This window comes from Phenylobacterium sp. LjRoot97, assembly GCF_964254345.1.
Lineage (GTDB): Bacteria > Pseudomonadota > Alphaproteobacteria > Caulobacterales > Caulobacteraceae > Phenylobacterium.
On sequence record NZ_CAXUTH020000002.1, the window covers coordinates 33,428 to 49,192 of the forward strand.

Consider the following 15,765-nt stretch of genomic DNA (forward strand, 5'->3'; position numbering starts at 1 on the left):
ACGAAGGCCGCAACCATCAGGCCGGACACACGGAAGCACCTGAACCTGCGCGCCTAAACTCTCGAAAAACCATCTTGCATCCGTAGGGGCGTCCACACACGGACTTTGGCGGCAAGGCTGACAGCGGCCCCATCTGAAGGTCCGCTCTTGGAAACGCCGCCATCAGCTGGATCCGTCCCGTTGAGTACCGCCGGCGAGCTCCTGCTGACCGCTACAACAATTAGACCGTCTCGCTGAGTTTCGGGCGCGTGTCGGGCAGCGCTGCAATGGTTCACCAACGGGACCAACCAGGCCCTGATGATATCTGAAAGTTCTCATCGCCGCAGGACGACCACAATCCTCCACGCGAACAAAATCCATAACACCGGCAACATGAAATATGCCAAGGTGCGCGGCGCAAACCAAATGGTTGCCGCACACGAAACACCCCAAATAGCGACATATTTGACAGTTAGCGCCAGTTTTTCGCGCTTCGACACTGCATCACTTCCTAAGCAAAACGTCTTGAGGCGTCGTCCACCACGACTTGTTTTCGGTCGAGGATTTCCCCTCCACTCCGCCAGATGGCGTTACCTTTGTCGTGTCGCGCCCGATAGGTACAAACCCAGCCGATGCTCCGATCGAACCGCTCACAGTCTGCTTGCCAGTGCCGCCAGCGATCATAGTCCCGCCAAACCCGTCTGGCACCTCTTTGGCCGAAGTCTCGCCGATACCTCCACCTAAGCCCAAATCAACCTGTAGGCCTGCAGATTTCCCCGCGATGTCAGATACGCCAAAGCACGTTTCACAATACGTCGCCTGAACCTCAATACCCAACGCTAGACCAAGCCCACCACCACTTGAGCTGTACCGTCCGATGGATGAACTCGATGGCCGCAGCACGTCCCCTTTCTCCTTACCGACACGGTAACTCCCCCACCCCCAACGCAGCGGTCCAACTTGAATATTGACTCCCAGCTGCAGTGAATCCTGCCCGTTAGGATCGATCATGTTGAATGGGTCGTTATGCACATAAGGCCCACCCGAACCCGCGGTTGCGCATGGTCCCCGCCGTGGTGAATGTCGCCGTCTGACTCCAACGGTCATCGTCCGGCGTCGGCTGTCCGCACATGGGACAGAGCATCTCGCGAACGGATCGTCGCTGCCTGAATAGGTGGTTCCTTGAATAGAGCGGTCGCCCGGCGCCCGGATCGTGTCGCTGCCGGACGGCTAACTCCCCGTCCACGCTTGGGCAGCGAGCGACGCCGGTCAGCTTCTCGTCCGACCAGCTTGTCACCCATGGAACGTCGCGGCCGACCTGCAATCGAGATGACGTGGTCAATGGCTTTTCCTGGATGATTGCGTGACGAATGGCCATGCGGCCGGCGTCATGCTGACGGCCCTTGGCATCACCCTAATCCTCGTTCGTGCAAGTCCGCTAGGTGTCGGATCATCAGGCGCGCGCACCGGGTCGCCGGTCGTCCGCGAAGGCGTTCCGCTCGCAACCGCGTAGCAGCGGCTTAGCCCGCGTCATTATCAATCTCGGCATTTGAACAGATGCAGCGGCGGCTCTATTCGGCGATTTTCGCGGTGCTTCGCAGGGGCCCTGCGGAGCCATCCGCGGAAAGTCTCAGCCTGCTTGAGAAAGCCGGCCACGTCGGGAGCTCATGGCCACGTGCCCGCGCCCACAGGGCCGGACTGCGCAGACAGGCCGCATACGACACCGCCTCCGTTGGGGGTGACGGAGGCGGTGCGATCGCAGGTAAGGATCTGGTGGTGATCCCGGACGGCCTGCCTGGACAGCATGGCCATCCCTGAAACTGCGTGAGACGCCTGGAGTTCCAGGTCCGTGGAACTTGCTCCGCAAAAATGGAATCGTCATCCCGGTCCCGGGATGACCGACGAAAAGATCGAAGACCTCGCCATCGCGCTTCATGCGATCCCCTACCCGCTCGGTCCCCTGCGTCAGAAGCCGCCCTGACTTGCGCTGACCGAAGGCGCGCGGGAATTTTGGCGGGATAAGGTGCGCAATGGCGAACGCACGCCGCTGGCTGAGCCGGCCGAGCAAGAAGATGGGCCGCCCTGGGATTGATGCATCCCCAACAACATAGGTAAGGGCCGGCGAGCACGGCCGCCTGTTAACTTTGCTCTCCGGTCGGGAGACGAGTTCATTGGGCGTTCGTTCATTCAGGCTTCGCAGGCGATCGGCTCAAACGCGCGACCTCGTCGCATGCCTGGCGGTTATGCTCCGGGACGCACAGCCACCGTTTCTCCAGAGGTCGGAAATCCGCGACATGCATCCCTGGGCTACGGCGCCGCTGCGCGAAGAGGAAAAGGCCCCTTAGGATCGTGAGCGGGACGGGTTCACCGCCAGCTACCTAAGCCTCCGCCCAGCTCTCGAGCTCCGCCGTGCCCCCGTGCGTCGGCGACCTACGTCCGACGCATTGTTTCGACCCCGCCATCGACGTCTCTTGCCTGGAAAGCCGGTGCGGTGATCAGTGGATGTGCTTGCAAGGTCAGGAGGGGTGATGAAGGCGATTGTCGTGGCGAGCCTGGCGATGCTGGCCTTCGCGCCCGCACTGGCCAGGGCCGATCCCTGCACCGCCATTCCTGACGGCGGCCCTCCCCCCTCCTACCTCGCGTTTGGGCGCGTCTTCTCCGGGCCCGTCGTGCACGTGATCGACGGCGACTCCTTCTGTGTCGCCGTAGGGCCGCGTGAGGGAGCCGATTGGGTTGAGGTGCGGCTGGCCGACTTCTCCGCTCCCGAGTACGGCCGCGTCTCCGGACGCTCGGCGCGAGCGGCCCTTGAACGCATCGCGTCAGGGCGGACGGCCCGATGTGTCGCAGGTCTTGGAACCTACGACAGCATCGCGGCGCGGTGCTCGATCGATGGTCAGGCGGTCGGCGAGGCCATGCTGAGGGCCGACGTCAAAGAGGGTGGAAACGGCGTGGAGCAGACGCCCGGGCCTTTCAGCTCGCGGGCTTTGACGACCGAACGGGGTCAGACGAGCAGCCGCATGTCCTGCGCAGAGCTAAGGGCGCAGGGCGGCGCCAGGCGAGGCGAACCCGGCTATCAGCATGAATGGGATGGCGACAATGACGGCGTCGCCTGCGAGCCCTACCGTCGCTGAGGCAGGCGCCACGCGCGCGTCGGGCCTTGCCGTCGCCCGGCGAACCGGCCGCGCCGCAGCTCCTAATTTCACCTAGTAGCGCCTGCTGTCCGCGGATCTATGAACTGGCGACAATGCGACGAAGCACGGCGCGCTGTCGGTCCCCGAAGGACGGGTGAAGCTCAGCTGGACGGTCCGAGCCGACTTCCTCTTCATCGAGTGGAGGGAATGCGACGGGCCGGCGGTGTCGCCGCCGGCCGGCCGGGGCTTCGGCTCGCGCCTGTTCGACAGCGCCCTGCCGAAGTCCAGGGGAGCGGTGGAGCTTGTGTTCGATCCCGAGGGGGTAAACTGCGAGACTAAGCTGGCGCTCGACTAGGCGGGGCGGCGCAGACACCCGGTTCTCGGCCTGACCGGCTCAACTATCGCACGATCGCCAGGGCCAGGACCGCTGCGGCCATCACAGCGGTGGCGAGCCAACCGAAGATCTTGAGGCGCAGGCCGGCCGTGAAGCGCCCCATCAGTCGATGGCGGCTCACCACCCACATCATCGCCGCCATCATCGGCACGGCGATCACGCCGTTGACGACGGCGCTCCAGAATAGGGCGCGCATCGGATCGATCGGCGACCAGTCGATAAGGATGCCGACCAGGGTGGCGAATGCAATGACCAGGTAGAAGCCGATCGCCTCCCAGGGCTTGTACTCAAGGCCGCATTTCCAGCCGCGGGACTCGCCGATCGCATAGGCGGCCGAGCCGGCGAGAACCGGTATCGCCAGGAGACCGGTTCCGATGATGCCCAGACTGAACAATGCAAAGGCGAACGGCCCGGCGACAGGCCTCAAGGCCTCGGCGGCGTCCGCGGCGCTGGTGATATCGGTCTTGCCCGCCGCATGCAGGGTCGTCGCGGTGCTGATGATGATGGCGATGGCGATCAGGTTGGAGGCGGCCATGCCGACAAAGGTGTCGATGCGCATGCGCCTTAATTCGCTGCGCGCCTGTGCAGGGGCGTCTTTCAGAGGGGCGGCGCTTGGATCTCGATCGATTTCTTCGATCTCCTGCGCGCTCTGCCAGAAGAAGAGATAGGGGCTGATGGTGGTGCCGAAGACCGCGACGATGGTGAGGATTTCCGGGGGGCCAAGCGGCCCGCGCGGCCAGACCAGGCCTCTGGCCGCCTGCGCCCAGTCGACCTTGACCATGAACAGGACGGCGACATAGGCGAGCAGGGTCAGCGTCAGCCACTTCAGGACGCGGGCGTAGCGGGCATAGGGCAGGAAGAGCTGCAGCAGCAGCGACAGGATCGCGAATGCGATGACCGATAGATGATCGCCCCCGCCGAGGCTGAGCTGCGTGGCGGCCCCCATTGCCGCCAGGTCCGCGCCGATGTTGATCGTGTTGGCGATGAACAGCAGGGCGACCAGGGCCAGAACCAGGCCTTTGGGCATGACTTCGCAGAGATTGGCCGCCAGGCCCTTGCCGGTGACCCGGCCGATGCGGGCGCTGACCAGCTGGATCGCGGACATCAGCGGATAGGTCAGCGGCATGGTCCAAAGCAGCCCGAATCCGAACTGCGCGCCGGCCTGGGAATAGGTGGCGATCCCGCTCGGATCGTCGTCCGCAGCGCCGGTGACCAGACCCGGTCCGAGCTGATCGGCCAGGGCGATGGACCGAAACCTACGCCTTAGACTGCTCACGAACATCGCTGTCGCCAGCCGCGCGCAATACGCTCCGCGCTCGATCAACGGTTGGCGTTGGGCCTCGTTCCGGCGGCGCGCCTCTAGTGCGGGGGGCCTAGAGCGCTTTCACTTCGGGAGCCCTGCGCCGCGCGAACATAACCTACGGACGCGCGGCCGATCCGTGCGCTGCACCGTCCATGACCACGTAAGACGACGACTGTGAACTGAAGCGCAGGCTCGCGGGGGCCTGACAGCGGCTTCGCGAAGGTGGGCGCCGACCGTAAGGCGGTGACGGCGTCCCCCGTCGGCCCGGACTCCACCGCGCCTGTCGCGCCGATCCTCGACGCGCTCACCCCTGCCCGCGACGCTGGCTGGCAGCTCTGTGAGTATGATGACGGCCATCCGACCGCTTGGAGTCGGCGAGGTCATTGCTCGGCCTTGTATTTTCACCGCTATTCGACCGGTGATCGCGCCGATGCGATAGCATTAGCCCTTAACCTGTGCCGGCGTGCTAATTATTCGCCGACGACCCTTGAGCCGAACAGGGGCAGATTTGGCAGGGCATGAGGTTTGTCATGATCTGCCCAAGTACCCGCGCGGGCCGAAGGCGGACCGTGGCCCGGCAGGATACCGGCGGCGCCCGGCGGCCTGTGACCTAGCGTTCGCGGGCCCAGCACTGGAGATCTGCAAGGCCAAGTTCCACGCCATCGGACCGTTTCCACCAGATATCCAGCAGGTCGGGGGCTGGATGGCTGACGAGCATCCGCCAAACTTCGGTAAGGGCTTCAGCGTCGGTGTCGCAGTCGATCTGCTGCCTAGCTTCAGATCCTGGCGGGCCTCGTGTGACGGTGAGTTGCATCGCGCTTTCGTTTCCCATGACATCATGGGCCGGCGGGCCTCTGTCCGCAGTGAGGCAAAAGCCGGAGCTTCGCCGCAAGCACCGAGGCGCGACAGGCGGTCAGGATCGGGCCTGCTTGAGGGAACGGCGAGCGATGATCTCGGCGGCTCGGCTTCTGGCGTCGTCGTCCGGCCAGACGGCAATGCGCTTTCGGATCACCTCAAGCTCCTGGGGTGACGCGCGGATGAGCCAATCCTCGAGGATTGAGCTCAGGGCGATCGAATATGGAAGCATCTTGCCACCCATTGCTGCGAAACTGACGGAGCGCCCGTTGGTTTCCAGGATCCGCATCGTCCCGAATCTCGCGGACGCCGGCGCCGCCAACATTGGTGAGGCGGGCGGGCACCGGGCAACTAGGTCCCCGTTGGCAGGCCCTGGCTTTGCGCCCGCACTCACGCTCCAAGAAGCGACATCGTTGGGTGGCCGACGGTGATGCGCGGCCGCCCTCTGCAGGAGCGCAGATCCGCGACATGCATTCGTGGACGCCGAGAGCGTGCCCGCCCGGAACGCCAAAAGTTCCGCCCTTTGTAAGGATCGGGCCGGCGCTGCATCAAGCCACGTCGCGCATCATTAAAGCTTCGAGCCTCTTGATGGACGGCACGGTGAAGCGACGCGCCAGCGAGCCGTCGCGAAGGTAGATCTGCACATCCGAATGCTCCCCGGCGTCCGCGAGGCCTTGCGCCAAGCGGATCGCAGCGCTCTCAGCGGATGCTCCGCTCCGGAAGAACAGATCGTTTTCGATGGCGTCGCTGCGCACCATCCAGCCACCCTCGGCTGGGATGATTTCAATGGCTTTCATTGATACCTCCAAGCTGAACGGCTGAAGGATTTAGAACCTGATCGGTCGTCGTCAAGCAGGCCGCCGAGCGAAAACGCCGTCCCGAATCCGGGAGCGGAAGGTCGGCGCCCGGCGACGATTTCCGCCAGAAGAGGCTCGAGCCTCATCGGCCCGCCAGATTCCTGCGCGGCCTACTGGAGCGGCGGCGGCCGATGCGGCGTTTGCGCATTGCGCTGACCTGGCCCAAGACGGAGCCGCCCGGGGCGGTTGGTCCCGCTCGCATCGGAGGGATGATTGTCGGCGCTCAAGGCGATCTTCGGATGGCTCGGAAGCAAGGTGGTGCTCTATGTCGCGCTCGTCACGGCGATCCTCGTCGGTGCGGTCGTGGCGCCGTGGCTCAAGTCGGAGTGGACGCGTGCCCATACTCAAGCCGAGCGCGTCGGCCGTCTCGAAGCCGTCAGAGGTGAGCTCGAGACGCAGCGTGAGGCAACCGAGCGACGCCTGACCGCGGCCGCTACAGCCGCGCAACGCAAGAGCGTCGACGAGCTGGACCGGGCTCTCGAGGACGCGGTGAAAGCCAAGGCGGCTGCGGAGAAGCGGCGGCTGGGCGACCTCGCCAGAACCAAGAGCCTGCTGTCGGCCGACACAGAGGCCCTGCGGGCAGAGGGTCAGCTGGAGCTGGAGATCCAGTACAGGGAACGGGAAATCACCGGCTTGAGGGCCACGCGGGATCAACTCGCCAAGCGCACGGACCTGGGCAGGTTTCCGACAGACCTCACGACCAGACTGGAGACTGCAAAGGCTGACGCCTCTCGGGCCATGCAGGCGTGCAGATCATCGGCGCAGGCGCTGTCGGCGTTCGAGGACAGCTGGGAGTTTCGCTCATACCTGCATGACCGCGGGCGCCACGGCGATCTGAGGTCTGGTGCACAAGAGCGGTGTCGCACGGCGGCGGCTGCCGCCTACGCCCAGCGCGACGCTGCAGTTAGGCTGAAGGCCTACCACGACGCGCGACGAGCTTACGCCCAGAGCCGCGGCTGGAGTGGGGGCGACATCGGGTCAGTGACGCGTGGTCTCGAACAGCAACTTGCGAAGGAGCGCGCCGATGCGGCGAGATCATGGGGCGGAAGGCTTTCGCTGTGGGCTGCGCGTGTTCATTTCTCAAGCGTCCTTTGGCAGGCCGCGGCCGCCCTGGCGCTGATCGTAGCCCTCCCCTTCCTGATCCGGCTCTTTTGCTACTTCGTTCTCGCGCCGCTGGTCATGCGGCGTCCCGCGATCCGGCTTCCGACTTCCACCGCGTCGCATGCGGAGATCGCGCCAGCTGAAAGATCGACGACGTCGATCGGCGTGAGGCTCGCCGCAGGCGAGGAGCTGCTGGTGCGCCAGGACTATCTGCAGACCAGCAGCGCTACGGGCGCGAAGAGCACGCAATGGTTTGTCGACCGGCGCCATCCCATCACCAGCTTGGCGAGCGGCCTCATCTTCCTCACCCGACTTCGCGGTGAGGGCGAGGTCACGACCGTCTCCGCGGTGCGCGACCCTTTCGCGGAGGTCACCATGCTGACCTTGCCGGATGGGGCGCGTTGCGTGCTGCAGCCCCGCGCTTTGGCGGCGCTGGTCCAGTCCAACGCACAGCCGCTACGCATCACCAGCCATTGGCGCTTGTTGTCCATCAAGGCCTGGCTCACCCTCCAACTGCGCTACCTGGTCTTCCATGGCCCGGTGGGGCTGGTGGTGAAGGGCGGGCGCGGAGTACGCGTCGAGCGCGCCGAGCAGGGGCGGATTTTCGCCCAAGACCAGCTGGTCGGCTTTTCCACCGACCTTGCCTATTCAGTGACCCGTACTGAGACGTTCTGGCCCTACTTCCTTGGGCGCGAGCAACTCCTCAAGGATCACGTGGACAAAGGCGAAGGCGTCCTGATCATTGAGGAGGCCCCCCTGGCCGGGCGACGCACAGGTCAGGTCCGCCGGGGCATCGAGGGCATGATCGACGCCGGTATGAAAGTGTTCGGGATCTAGCTGAGCGCCTTGCTGGGGTGCGTGCTTCCCAAGGCCTGAACGAGGTCGTCGCCCTCCTGGCCGCCGCGGCTCATTCTGCATGCCGGCCGCGAACTTCGAGGACGTCGACCTCGATCGATTGGCCGCCTGGCGCAGCACCTCAGGCTTCGAGAGAGGCTGCGAGGGTCGCCAGCCGTCGTTCAGGCGTTTCAATGATCGCACGCTGGCGCCGGAATACCGCGGCCATCGAGTACGCCTTGGCGCCGAGGGTCGCCGGGGCGCTCGCCGGTCGTCATTGGCGCTCGGTCCAATCCGTGTGGTCCAGTCGTGCGAGCGCTTCGCGAATATCGGCGGCCGCCACGGGTTCGGGCGTGCCGAGCAGCCAACGCAGATGCGGCTGATCCTGCACTGCCGAGGCGTCCGACAGCCATGAGGCAAGGACGGCGCGCTTGTCCGCCAGCGTAAGGTCTGGATCCTTCAGCACGTCTCTTGGATGGAGAAAACCTACCGCCGGACGCAACCAGCGCTCGCGCCCGGCGCTCAGGCCAAGGGTGTGGATCTGTTGCTCCGTTGTCGCCAGAAGCATGGCGTCTCTCTCCGAAATCTTCCTTTCGTAAGGGGGAGGACTGCGCGAGGCGGGAGGAGCCTCGCGCCGCCCCTCTAAGCGGCCGCCTGAGGCCGAATATCCTGATCGACCAGCCTATCGGGGGGTGCGGCCCCGGGGGCGTCGATGGCAATGCGCCGGACCTTCAAGGCTTCGGGGATCTGGCGCTCAAGCTCGATCACGAGCAGACCGTCGGCGTAGCGGGCTTCGGTTACGATCACATGGTCTGCAAGCTCGAATCGTTGCTCGAACGGACGCAGCGCCAGCCCGTGGTGCAGATAGGCGACCTCGGCCGCAGGTTCGCCCTTGCGACCACGGACCACAAGCAAGTTGGGCAGCGCCGTGATTTCCAGCTCATCGGCGCGGAAGCCGGCGACCGCCAGGCTGATCCGGTAACCGTCGTCGGTGGTCTTCTCGACGTCGTAAGGCGGATAGTCGCGCCCGCCCACGCTTTGCAGCGCGTTCTCGACCAGGACGGCCATGTGGTCGGCGCCGATGAGCGATCGATAGAGCGGGGAAAAGTCGTAAGCAGCTCGCATGTCCATCTCCTCAAACGAGAGCAAGTTGAACGGGCAGCGCCAGGACCCCTGGGCTCCCTGACCTGGACCCGAAAAGGCGTCCAGCGAGCGAGGATTTAGATCGCGGTCAGGCGGGTTCAAGCCTGCAAGCGAGATTTCTTGCATCGTGATTGGCCGGTCGTGCCGGCCATCCCAAGCCAGCGTCAGGGAGCCCGACCCCGGTCGCTTGGCGGCGCATCGAGCTGGACACCTTTAGCGCGATCCTGGTGACGGATTATCCACCTTGGGTGGTCAATCGTACGCCTTCAACGGGGGAGGCGGAGATGCGCCGACGTACGACGATCGTGGGGGCCGGGCCGCGAGCCGGCGCAGTGGGAAGCGCCCTGCAAGGCGCAGCTCTCGGTCCGGCTGGGAGCCGGCGGCTATATGCGTCCGCCGCTCCGCTGGCCCTGGCCTTCGCCCTGGTCGGGACTGTCGAGGCGCACGCCCAGTCGGTCGTCCTGATCGGGGACAACGATCCGCTGACGGCCGGGGACATCGACGATGGCGTCGACCTGCAGATCGGCGCCTATGGCGTCGGCGCGATGACCGTCTCGGGCGGCGCCCAGATCACCAGTGCGTCAGGAACCATCGGTCTGGATTCAACTGGCGACGGCGAGGTGTCGGTGACCGGGCAGGACTCCGCCTGGGAGGTCCTCGGACGGCTCAGCATCGGCAGTTCGGGGATCGGTCTTCTGCGGATCGATAGCCAGGCCGAGGTCTCGAGCGCCGATGGCGTCGTCGGCGCTGACGTCGACGCGGACGGGGACGTTGTGGTGACGGGAGGGGGGAGCTGGGTCGCCGCCGGGCAGCTGACGGTCGGCTCCTATGGGCAAGGCGATCTGCTGGTCGAAGACGGCGGAAAAGTCACCAGCAACCAGGGCTATATCGGATCAGGCCCTGGCTCCGACGGTCAGGTGACCGTGACCGGGCCCGGCTCCAGCTGGGTGACGACCCTCTACAACATCAATGTCGGCAACTTCGGGACCGGTACGTTGACGATCGAAGACGGCGGGCTGGTGCGGGCCGCCGATGGTCTCGACCTGGGGGTTTCGGCGCCTGCCGCCAGCGGGACCCTGGTGCTCCGGGGAGCCGGCGCAAACCTCGCCGTGCTGGAAACGTCCGCCATCTTTGCCGGCCAGGGCGCTGTCAGCGTGACCATCGACGGCGGGGTGGTGCGAGCGCTGCGCAATCGCTCCGCATTCTTCTCAGGCTTCGCCGCCCGCGACGTCACGCTCGGCGCCAATGGCGCGGTGATCGACACGAACAGCTTCAACATCGGCATCGCGCCCCGCCTTGTCGGGGCTGGAACGCTGACCAAGACCGGGACCGGCGTGCTGACCCTGTCCGGCGCCAACACCTATGCCGGCGCGACCGAGGTGAACGCCGGGCGTCTGGACATCAACGGCGACCAGAGCGGAGCGGCGGGCCGCACGAGCGTGAACCCTGGCGGCGCGCTAGGGGGAACAGGAACCCTCGGCGGCGATGTCGAGGTCGTCGGCGGAACCGTCTCGCCAGGCGCCGCCGCGGGACCTGGAACCCTCACCATAAACGGGGACCTGATCCTCGATGCGGCCGCACGCCTCGACTACCGGCTAGGCCAGGCCGGAGTGGCCGGCGGCGCGCTCAACGATCTGCTAGTGGTGCACGGGGACCTGACGCTCGACGGACTGCTCAATGTCACCCAATCGGCCGGCGGGACCTTCGGGCCCGGCGTTTACCGGCTGATCAACTACGACGGGACGCTTGATGATCAAGGGCTGGCGATAGGGGTCCTCCCAGGGGCGGGAACCAAAAGCATTCAGACCGCCGTCGCCAGGCAGGTGAACCTCGTCTTCACCGCGGCGCCCGGAGGCGGCGGTGGCGGTGGCGGCGGCGATCCCCCACCCCCGCCGCCGCCCGCGCAGCGGAACTTCTGGGACGGCGACGCCGGCCGGGCGGACGATGGCGCGATCACGGGCGGCGACGGCGTCTGGCATGGCGCGAGCGGCTCGCTCTGGACGCAGGCCGACGGCTCGACCAACGGCCAGTTCGTCAACGGCGTCTTCGCGATCTTCACGTCCCGCGCCGGAACGGTGACGGTCGACAACGGCCCTGGCGCGATCAGCGTCAGCGGCCTGCAGTTCGCCACGGACGGCTACAGGATCACCGGCGGTGCGATCGGCCTGGGCGCCGGCGAGGCCATCGTCCGGGTCGGCGACGGCACGTCCGAAGGCTCAGCCTTTGCGGCGACGATCGCCTCTGAACTGACCGGACCTGGTCAGCTCCATAAGACCGACCTCGGCACGCTGATCCTGATGGGGCAAAACAGCTATGCGGGGAGCACCCGGATTTCGACGGGCGTCCTGCAGCTGGGCGATGGCGGGACGAGCGGCTCGATCCTCGGCGACGTGGCGGCCGACGGCGTCCTGGCTTTCAACCGATCGGACGCCCTGACCTTCGGCGGCGCGATCTCGGGGGGCGGCGAAGTTCGCCAGAGGGGTTCCGGCGTCACCACCTTGAGCGCCGACAGTTCCGGCTTCACCGGACGCACGCTGGTCCAGAGGGGAACCTTGGCGGTGGACGGCCGGATGGGGGGCGCCGTGATGGTCTTTGATGGGGCGCGTCTGACCGGGATCGGCCAGGTCGGCCCGCTTCTGAATCAGGCCGGCGGGACCGTTGCTCCCGGCCATGGGATCGGCGTCCTGCGCGTGGCCGGCGACTATGAGGGTCAGGGAGGAAGGCTTCACCTGGAAGCCGTGCTCGGCGGCGATGACGCGGCCGCCGACCGGCTGGTGGTTGGCGGCTCCGCCTCGGGCCTGACCCTCGTCGAGGTCGCCAATCTCGGCGGCGCCGGCGCACGGACCCTTAACGGCATCCTGGTCGTGGAAGTGGACGGCGCTTCGAACGGCGTCTTCACCCTGGCGCGCGGCGATCTGCGGCTCGGGCAGGAGAACGCCCTGGTGGCCGGGGCCTATGCCTATGTGCTGCGCCAGGACGCACAGGGCGGCGGCTGGAGGCTTCGCTCGAACGTCGATGCAGACGTCGGCCCGCCCTCCGTCGCCGACCCCGCGCGGCCTGGGGGCGAGCCTGGCCCGCCAGTCGACCCAGACGGCGCGCAGCAGACGCTCTACCAGCCGGGTGTTCCCCTTTACGAAGCCTATCCTCAGGCTCTGCAGGCGATGAACGGCCTGGCCACCCTGCGCCAGCGGATCGGCGCTGCGTCGTGGGCGGGCCAGGAGCGCTCCGGCGTCTGGGGCCGCGTCGAAGGACGTCACCTCAAGGCCGAGCCGGCGGCGTCCACCAGCCAGGCGACGTTCAAGACCGACTACTGGAAGCTCCAGTTCGGAGCAGATCATGTCCTGGCGGACGCGCTTGCGGGCGGGCGGCTGGTGGGAGCGCTGACCGCCCAGCTGGCAGAAGCAGAGAGCATCGTCGCCTCCCCGCATGGGGGCGGGCGTGTGGAGGCCAGCGCCTGGGGCGGAGGCGCGACCCTAACCTGGATGACGCAGGCGGGCGCCTATCTCGACGCCCAGGCCCAGGCGAGCTGGTACAAGACCGACCTGCGATCCGATGTGCTCGGCGAGCGCGTCAGGAGCAACAACGCAAAGGGTTATGCTGCGTCCCTCGAAGCTGGCCGGCCCCTGGCCACGGGGAACGAGGTCACCCTGATCCCGCAGGCCCAGGTCACCTATTCGAAGGTCGAGTTCGACAGCTTCGTCGATCCGCTCGGCGCGCGGGTCTCGGCCGATCAAGGAGACAGCCTGCTTGGTCGGCTCGGGCTTTCGCTCGATCGCGAATGGCGGGGCGCCGCCGCAGGCCAGGGCAGAGTCTACGGCCTCGTCAACGTGACCCACGAGTTCCTGGACGGGACGCGCGTGGACGTTTCCGGCGCGCAGATCTCCAACCAGGCCGAGCGCACCTGGGGCGGCCTCGCCGTGGGCATGAGCTATGCCTGGGGCGCGGGCCGCTACCAACTCTATGGAGAGGGCTCGATCGAGACGTCGCTCTCGAACTTCAGCGACAGCTATGGCGCCTATGGCTCCGCGGGATTTCGCATGAGCTTCTAGCGCCTGCGAGGGCGCTGAGCTCCACATGCCACCAAGGTCCGGGGCGTCAGGCGGGAGGCGCGGAAGGAGGCGAATCGCTTCGCTCCGTCCTGCCCCGCTGGCGTCTCAGCGTCGTTTGAACTGCGGCCGCGGGGGACCGCCGGCGCGTTGCGCGGTGTCGCGATGGCGGAACGTGATCCGACCGCGGTTCATGTCGTACGGCGTCATTTCAACGGTCACCTTGTCGCCCACCGAGGAGCGGATCCGGTGCTTCCTCATCTTCCCGGCCGTGTAGGCCAAGATCTCGTGGTCGTTCTCCAGGCGTACCCGAAACCGGCCTTCGGGCAGCAGTTCGACGATCTGGCCGTCGAACTCGATGGGCTCTTCTTTCGCCATGTATGTCCCTGAATTACTTGCGAGCCTTGCGCGCTGCATAGCGAGCATCGCGCTTGGCCTTGGCCTCGGCGGCCGTGAGCGACTTGCGTTCCTTCCGCGCCGCGCGTTTCGCCTGGGCGTCCGCCTCGATGGACGCCTCAACGGCCTCGCGCGCCTGCTGCAGGCTCAGGGCCGCGGCTTGCCGCTTAGCGGTCTTGGCTGCTTCGCGCGCGCCGCGAACCTCGGCAAGCTCGGCGGCCTTGCGGGCCGGGCGATCGATAAGCTCGGCGGCCGGAGCGGCCGCCTGCGGCCGGAATTTGGCCAGCAAGGCGCTTCGGGCGTTCTGTGCCGTCTTTAAGCGTTCGGCGTAGCCGGCTTTTTCGGTCTGGTTCATTTAATTCCTTCCACAAGACGGGCGCGCCGAGACACGATCCGCGCTTCCTCGGCGGAGGCCAGCCCCGCCCAGGTGTCGGCGGACGCCTGACGCTGCTCGCGGACACGGTCCAGCGTCGCGCCGTTGGCTTCGGCCAGGGCTTCTCGGGCTCGGGCTCTATACTCCTCGGCCTTGAGCTGAAATCGCTGCAGCGCGGGATCGAGGGAAGAGTCAATGTCCATGGCGGCGTCTCCAGCTATTTGAGGTTGTCGGGGGCGTGCCGCTCAAGAACGCGGCTGACACGCAGGCCCAGATGGTCGGGCGACAGTCGCAGCAGACTTGGGTGGGCATGTCGGATGTCGTGCAGGCTCGCCTGCGGATTACGGGCGAGGATGTCGCTAAGCACCGCCTCGGAGGCGGCTCGGTATCTGAAATTCAAAGATGGCTCGATTAAAGGTCATTGAGGCGCGTCCCGAGCGGACGCCGCGGAGGCGGCGGCTTGTCGACGCGGGTGTGGTTGTCGAGGCACATGCCCCTGTGCGATCGCAAAGGTCGTCCTCTCAAGGCATGAGTTCTCAAGCGCCGGATGGGCGCTAAGGTCCAATTTTCGAGGAGGGTCTGCAGCTAAATGATCCGAAAATGTCTGCTTCGGAACTTGGGCTGACGGCGCCTGAGCGAATTTTGATTTTCCAAGGTGGGCGTAACATTGTCGAAAATCAAGTACTTTCACTCGAAATATTCGTAGCTCCATGAGCTCCGCGCCCGCGCGGTCAGCAGCGATCTCTGCTGATCTTCCGAATCCGCGTATCCGCGGTCGAAGTTTGCAGATCTTCTTTTGAGCTTGGCTTTTTCTCGCGCGGGACACCGCTTCGCCGCCGCTCGTGGCGCTGTTGCATCCGGCACGCGCGTCATCGCGGCGAACAGCGATCGCCATGTCGGGCGGCGGCCCGACGGGACGGCTTCGATGGCGGACGTCACAGCGCGCCTGGCCGCTGACGTCGTGCAGGCCGACCTGCGGCTCGGCGACCTGGAAGCGACACCGTGCTGGTCGGAAAGCCGGGGCGGACCTGCTCACCATCGCCGGCGGCTTCGGCCGCGATCTCGTACGCCGAGGGAATTGGATCCAGATCTCACAGTCGGACGCTGCGAATTTCGCGGCGCTGTCGGCCGAGTTCAGCGAGACCGGCGACGCCACGCTGATCACGTCGGACGGACGCCTTCTTCCGGGGCGGTGTCACGAAGTCGGCGCCGAGCGCCGCAGACTTAGTGTTCAGTTGACCTCGCGCGCGAGCGCTACTCGCCCTGAGTTTTCGTGCCGGCCTCACCGCCGATGCGGCCGGCCGCGGCAGCGAGATTTCGGTCCCTCGAGAACGCCCGATCGGCGGGGGCGAC

Annotated in this window: 14 protein-coding genes; 4 read left to right on the plus strand and 10 right to left on the minus strand. The window is 66.2% G+C overall.

Going from position 1 to position 15,765, the window contains the following annotated elements; genetic code table 11:
- The first annotated feature begins 2,507 nt into the window (after window positions 1–2,507).
- Both ACSQ2H_RS22300 and ACSQ2H_RS22305 read left to right on the plus strand, forming a co-directional pair.
- Window positions 2,508–3,110 carry a thermonuclease family protein gene (locus ACSQ2H_RS22300; protein WP_436063637.1) on the plus strand — a complete coding sequence of 201 codons (603 nt, stop codon included), beginning with the start codon at window positions 2,508–2,510 and terminating at the stop codon, window positions 3,108–3,110.
- A 154-nt stretch (window positions 3,111–3,264) separates the two neighbouring features.
- Window positions 3,265–3,465 carry a hypothetical protein gene (locus ACSQ2H_RS22305; RefSeq protein WP_436063638.1) on the plus strand — a complete coding sequence of 67 codons (201 nt, stop codon included), beginning with the start codon at window positions 3,265–3,267 and terminating at the stop codon, window positions 3,463–3,465.
- A 43-nt stretch (window positions 3,466–3,508) separates the two neighbouring features.
- On the opposite strand, the gene ACSQ2H_RS22310 is transcribed toward ACSQ2H_RS22305, so the two are convergent.
- From ACSQ2H_RS22310 to ACSQ2H_RS22325, 4 genes are all read right to left on the minus strand, one after another.
- On the minus strand, window positions 3,509–4,786 hold the full coding sequence (locus ACSQ2H_RS22310; protein WP_436063639.1) for an Nramp family divalent metal transporter: 1,278 nt from the start codon (window positions 4,784–4,786) through the stop codon (window positions 3,509–3,511).
- Between the two features lie 631 nt (window positions 4,787–5,417).
- On the minus strand, window positions 5,418–5,621 hold the full coding sequence (locus ACSQ2H_RS22315) for a hypothetical protein (RefSeq protein WP_436063640.1): 204 nt from the start codon (window positions 5,619–5,621) through the stop codon (window positions 5,418–5,420).
- A 99-nt stretch (window positions 5,622–5,720) separates the two neighbouring features.
- The gene (locus ACSQ2H_RS22320) at window positions 5,721–5,951 is read right to left on the minus strand and encodes a hypothetical protein (protein WP_436063641.1); all 231 of its coding nucleotides are present in this window, start codon (window positions 5,949–5,951) and stop codon (window positions 5,721–5,723) included.
- A 259-nt stretch (window positions 5,952–6,210) separates the two neighbouring features.
- Window positions 6,211–6,459: a hypothetical protein gene (locus ACSQ2H_RS22325; RefSeq protein ID WP_436063642.1), complete on the minus strand. Its 249-nt coding sequence runs from the start codon at window positions 6,457–6,459 to the stop codon at window positions 6,211–6,213.
- A gap of 273 nt (window positions 6,460–6,732) precedes the next feature.
- Here ACSQ2H_RS22325 and ACSQ2H_RS22330 point away from each other — a divergent pair, with 273 nt between their 5' ends.
- Window positions 6,733–8,457, plus strand: coding sequence for a hypothetical protein (locus ACSQ2H_RS22330; RefSeq protein WP_436063643.1), 1,725 nt, complete (start codon window positions 6,733–6,735; stop codon window positions 8,455–8,457).
- A 271-nt stretch (window positions 8,458–8,728) separates the two neighbouring features.
- Here ACSQ2H_RS22330 and ACSQ2H_RS22335 read toward each other — a convergent pair whose 3' ends face one another.
- Both ACSQ2H_RS22335 and ACSQ2H_RS22340 read right to left on the minus strand, forming a co-directional pair.
- Window positions 8,729–9,022, minus strand: a complete 294-nt coding sequence (locus ACSQ2H_RS22335) for a hypothetical protein (protein ID WP_436063644.1) — start codon at window positions 9,020–9,022, stop codon at window positions 8,729–8,731.
- Between the two features lie 74 nt (window positions 9,023–9,096).
- On the minus strand, window positions 9,097–9,579 hold the full coding sequence (locus ACSQ2H_RS22340; RefSeq protein WP_436063645.1) for an Hsp20 family protein: 483 nt from the start codon (window positions 9,577–9,579) through the stop codon (window positions 9,097–9,099).
- 302 nt (window positions 9,580–9,881) lie between these two features.
- Here ACSQ2H_RS22340 and ACSQ2H_RS22345 point away from each other — a divergent pair, with 302 nt between their 5' ends.
- Window positions 9,882–13,646, plus strand: coding sequence for an autotransporter outer membrane beta-barrel domain-containing protein (locus ACSQ2H_RS22345; RefSeq protein WP_436063646.1), 3,765 nt, complete (start codon window positions 9,882–9,884; stop codon window positions 13,644–13,646).
- Window positions 13,647–13,751: 105 nt separating this feature from the next.
- Here ACSQ2H_RS22345 and infA read toward each other — a convergent pair whose 3' ends face one another.
- Genes infA through ACSQ2H_RS22365 form a run of 4 tightly spaced genes read right to left on the minus strand, consistent with a single transcriptional unit; the run spans window position 13,752 to window position 14,812 of the window.
- Entirely contained in the window at window positions 13,752–14,021 is a 270-nt protein-coding gene (gene infA / locus ACSQ2H_RS22350) for a translation initiation factor IF-1 (RefSeq protein ID WP_436063647.1), read from the minus strand.
- A 13-nt stretch (window positions 14,022–14,034) separates the two neighbouring features.
- Window positions 14,035–14,394: a DUF6481 family protein gene (locus ACSQ2H_RS22355; protein ID WP_436063648.1), complete on the minus strand. Its 360-nt coding sequence runs from the start codon at window positions 14,392–14,394 to the stop codon at window positions 14,035–14,037.
- On the minus strand, window positions 14,391–14,615 hold the full coding sequence (locus ACSQ2H_RS22360; protein ID WP_436063649.1) for a hypothetical protein: 225 nt from the start codon (window positions 14,613–14,615) through the stop codon (window positions 14,391–14,393). The genes ACSQ2H_RS22355 and ACSQ2H_RS22360 overlap by 4 nt, the downstream gene beginning before the upstream one ends.
- A gap of 14 nt (window positions 14,616–14,629) precedes the next feature.
- Window positions 14,630–14,812: a hypothetical protein gene (locus ACSQ2H_RS22365; RefSeq protein ID WP_436063650.1), complete on the minus strand. Its 183-nt coding sequence runs from the start codon at window positions 14,810–14,812 to the stop codon at window positions 14,630–14,632.
- Window positions 14,813–15,765: the final 953 nt, after the last annotated feature.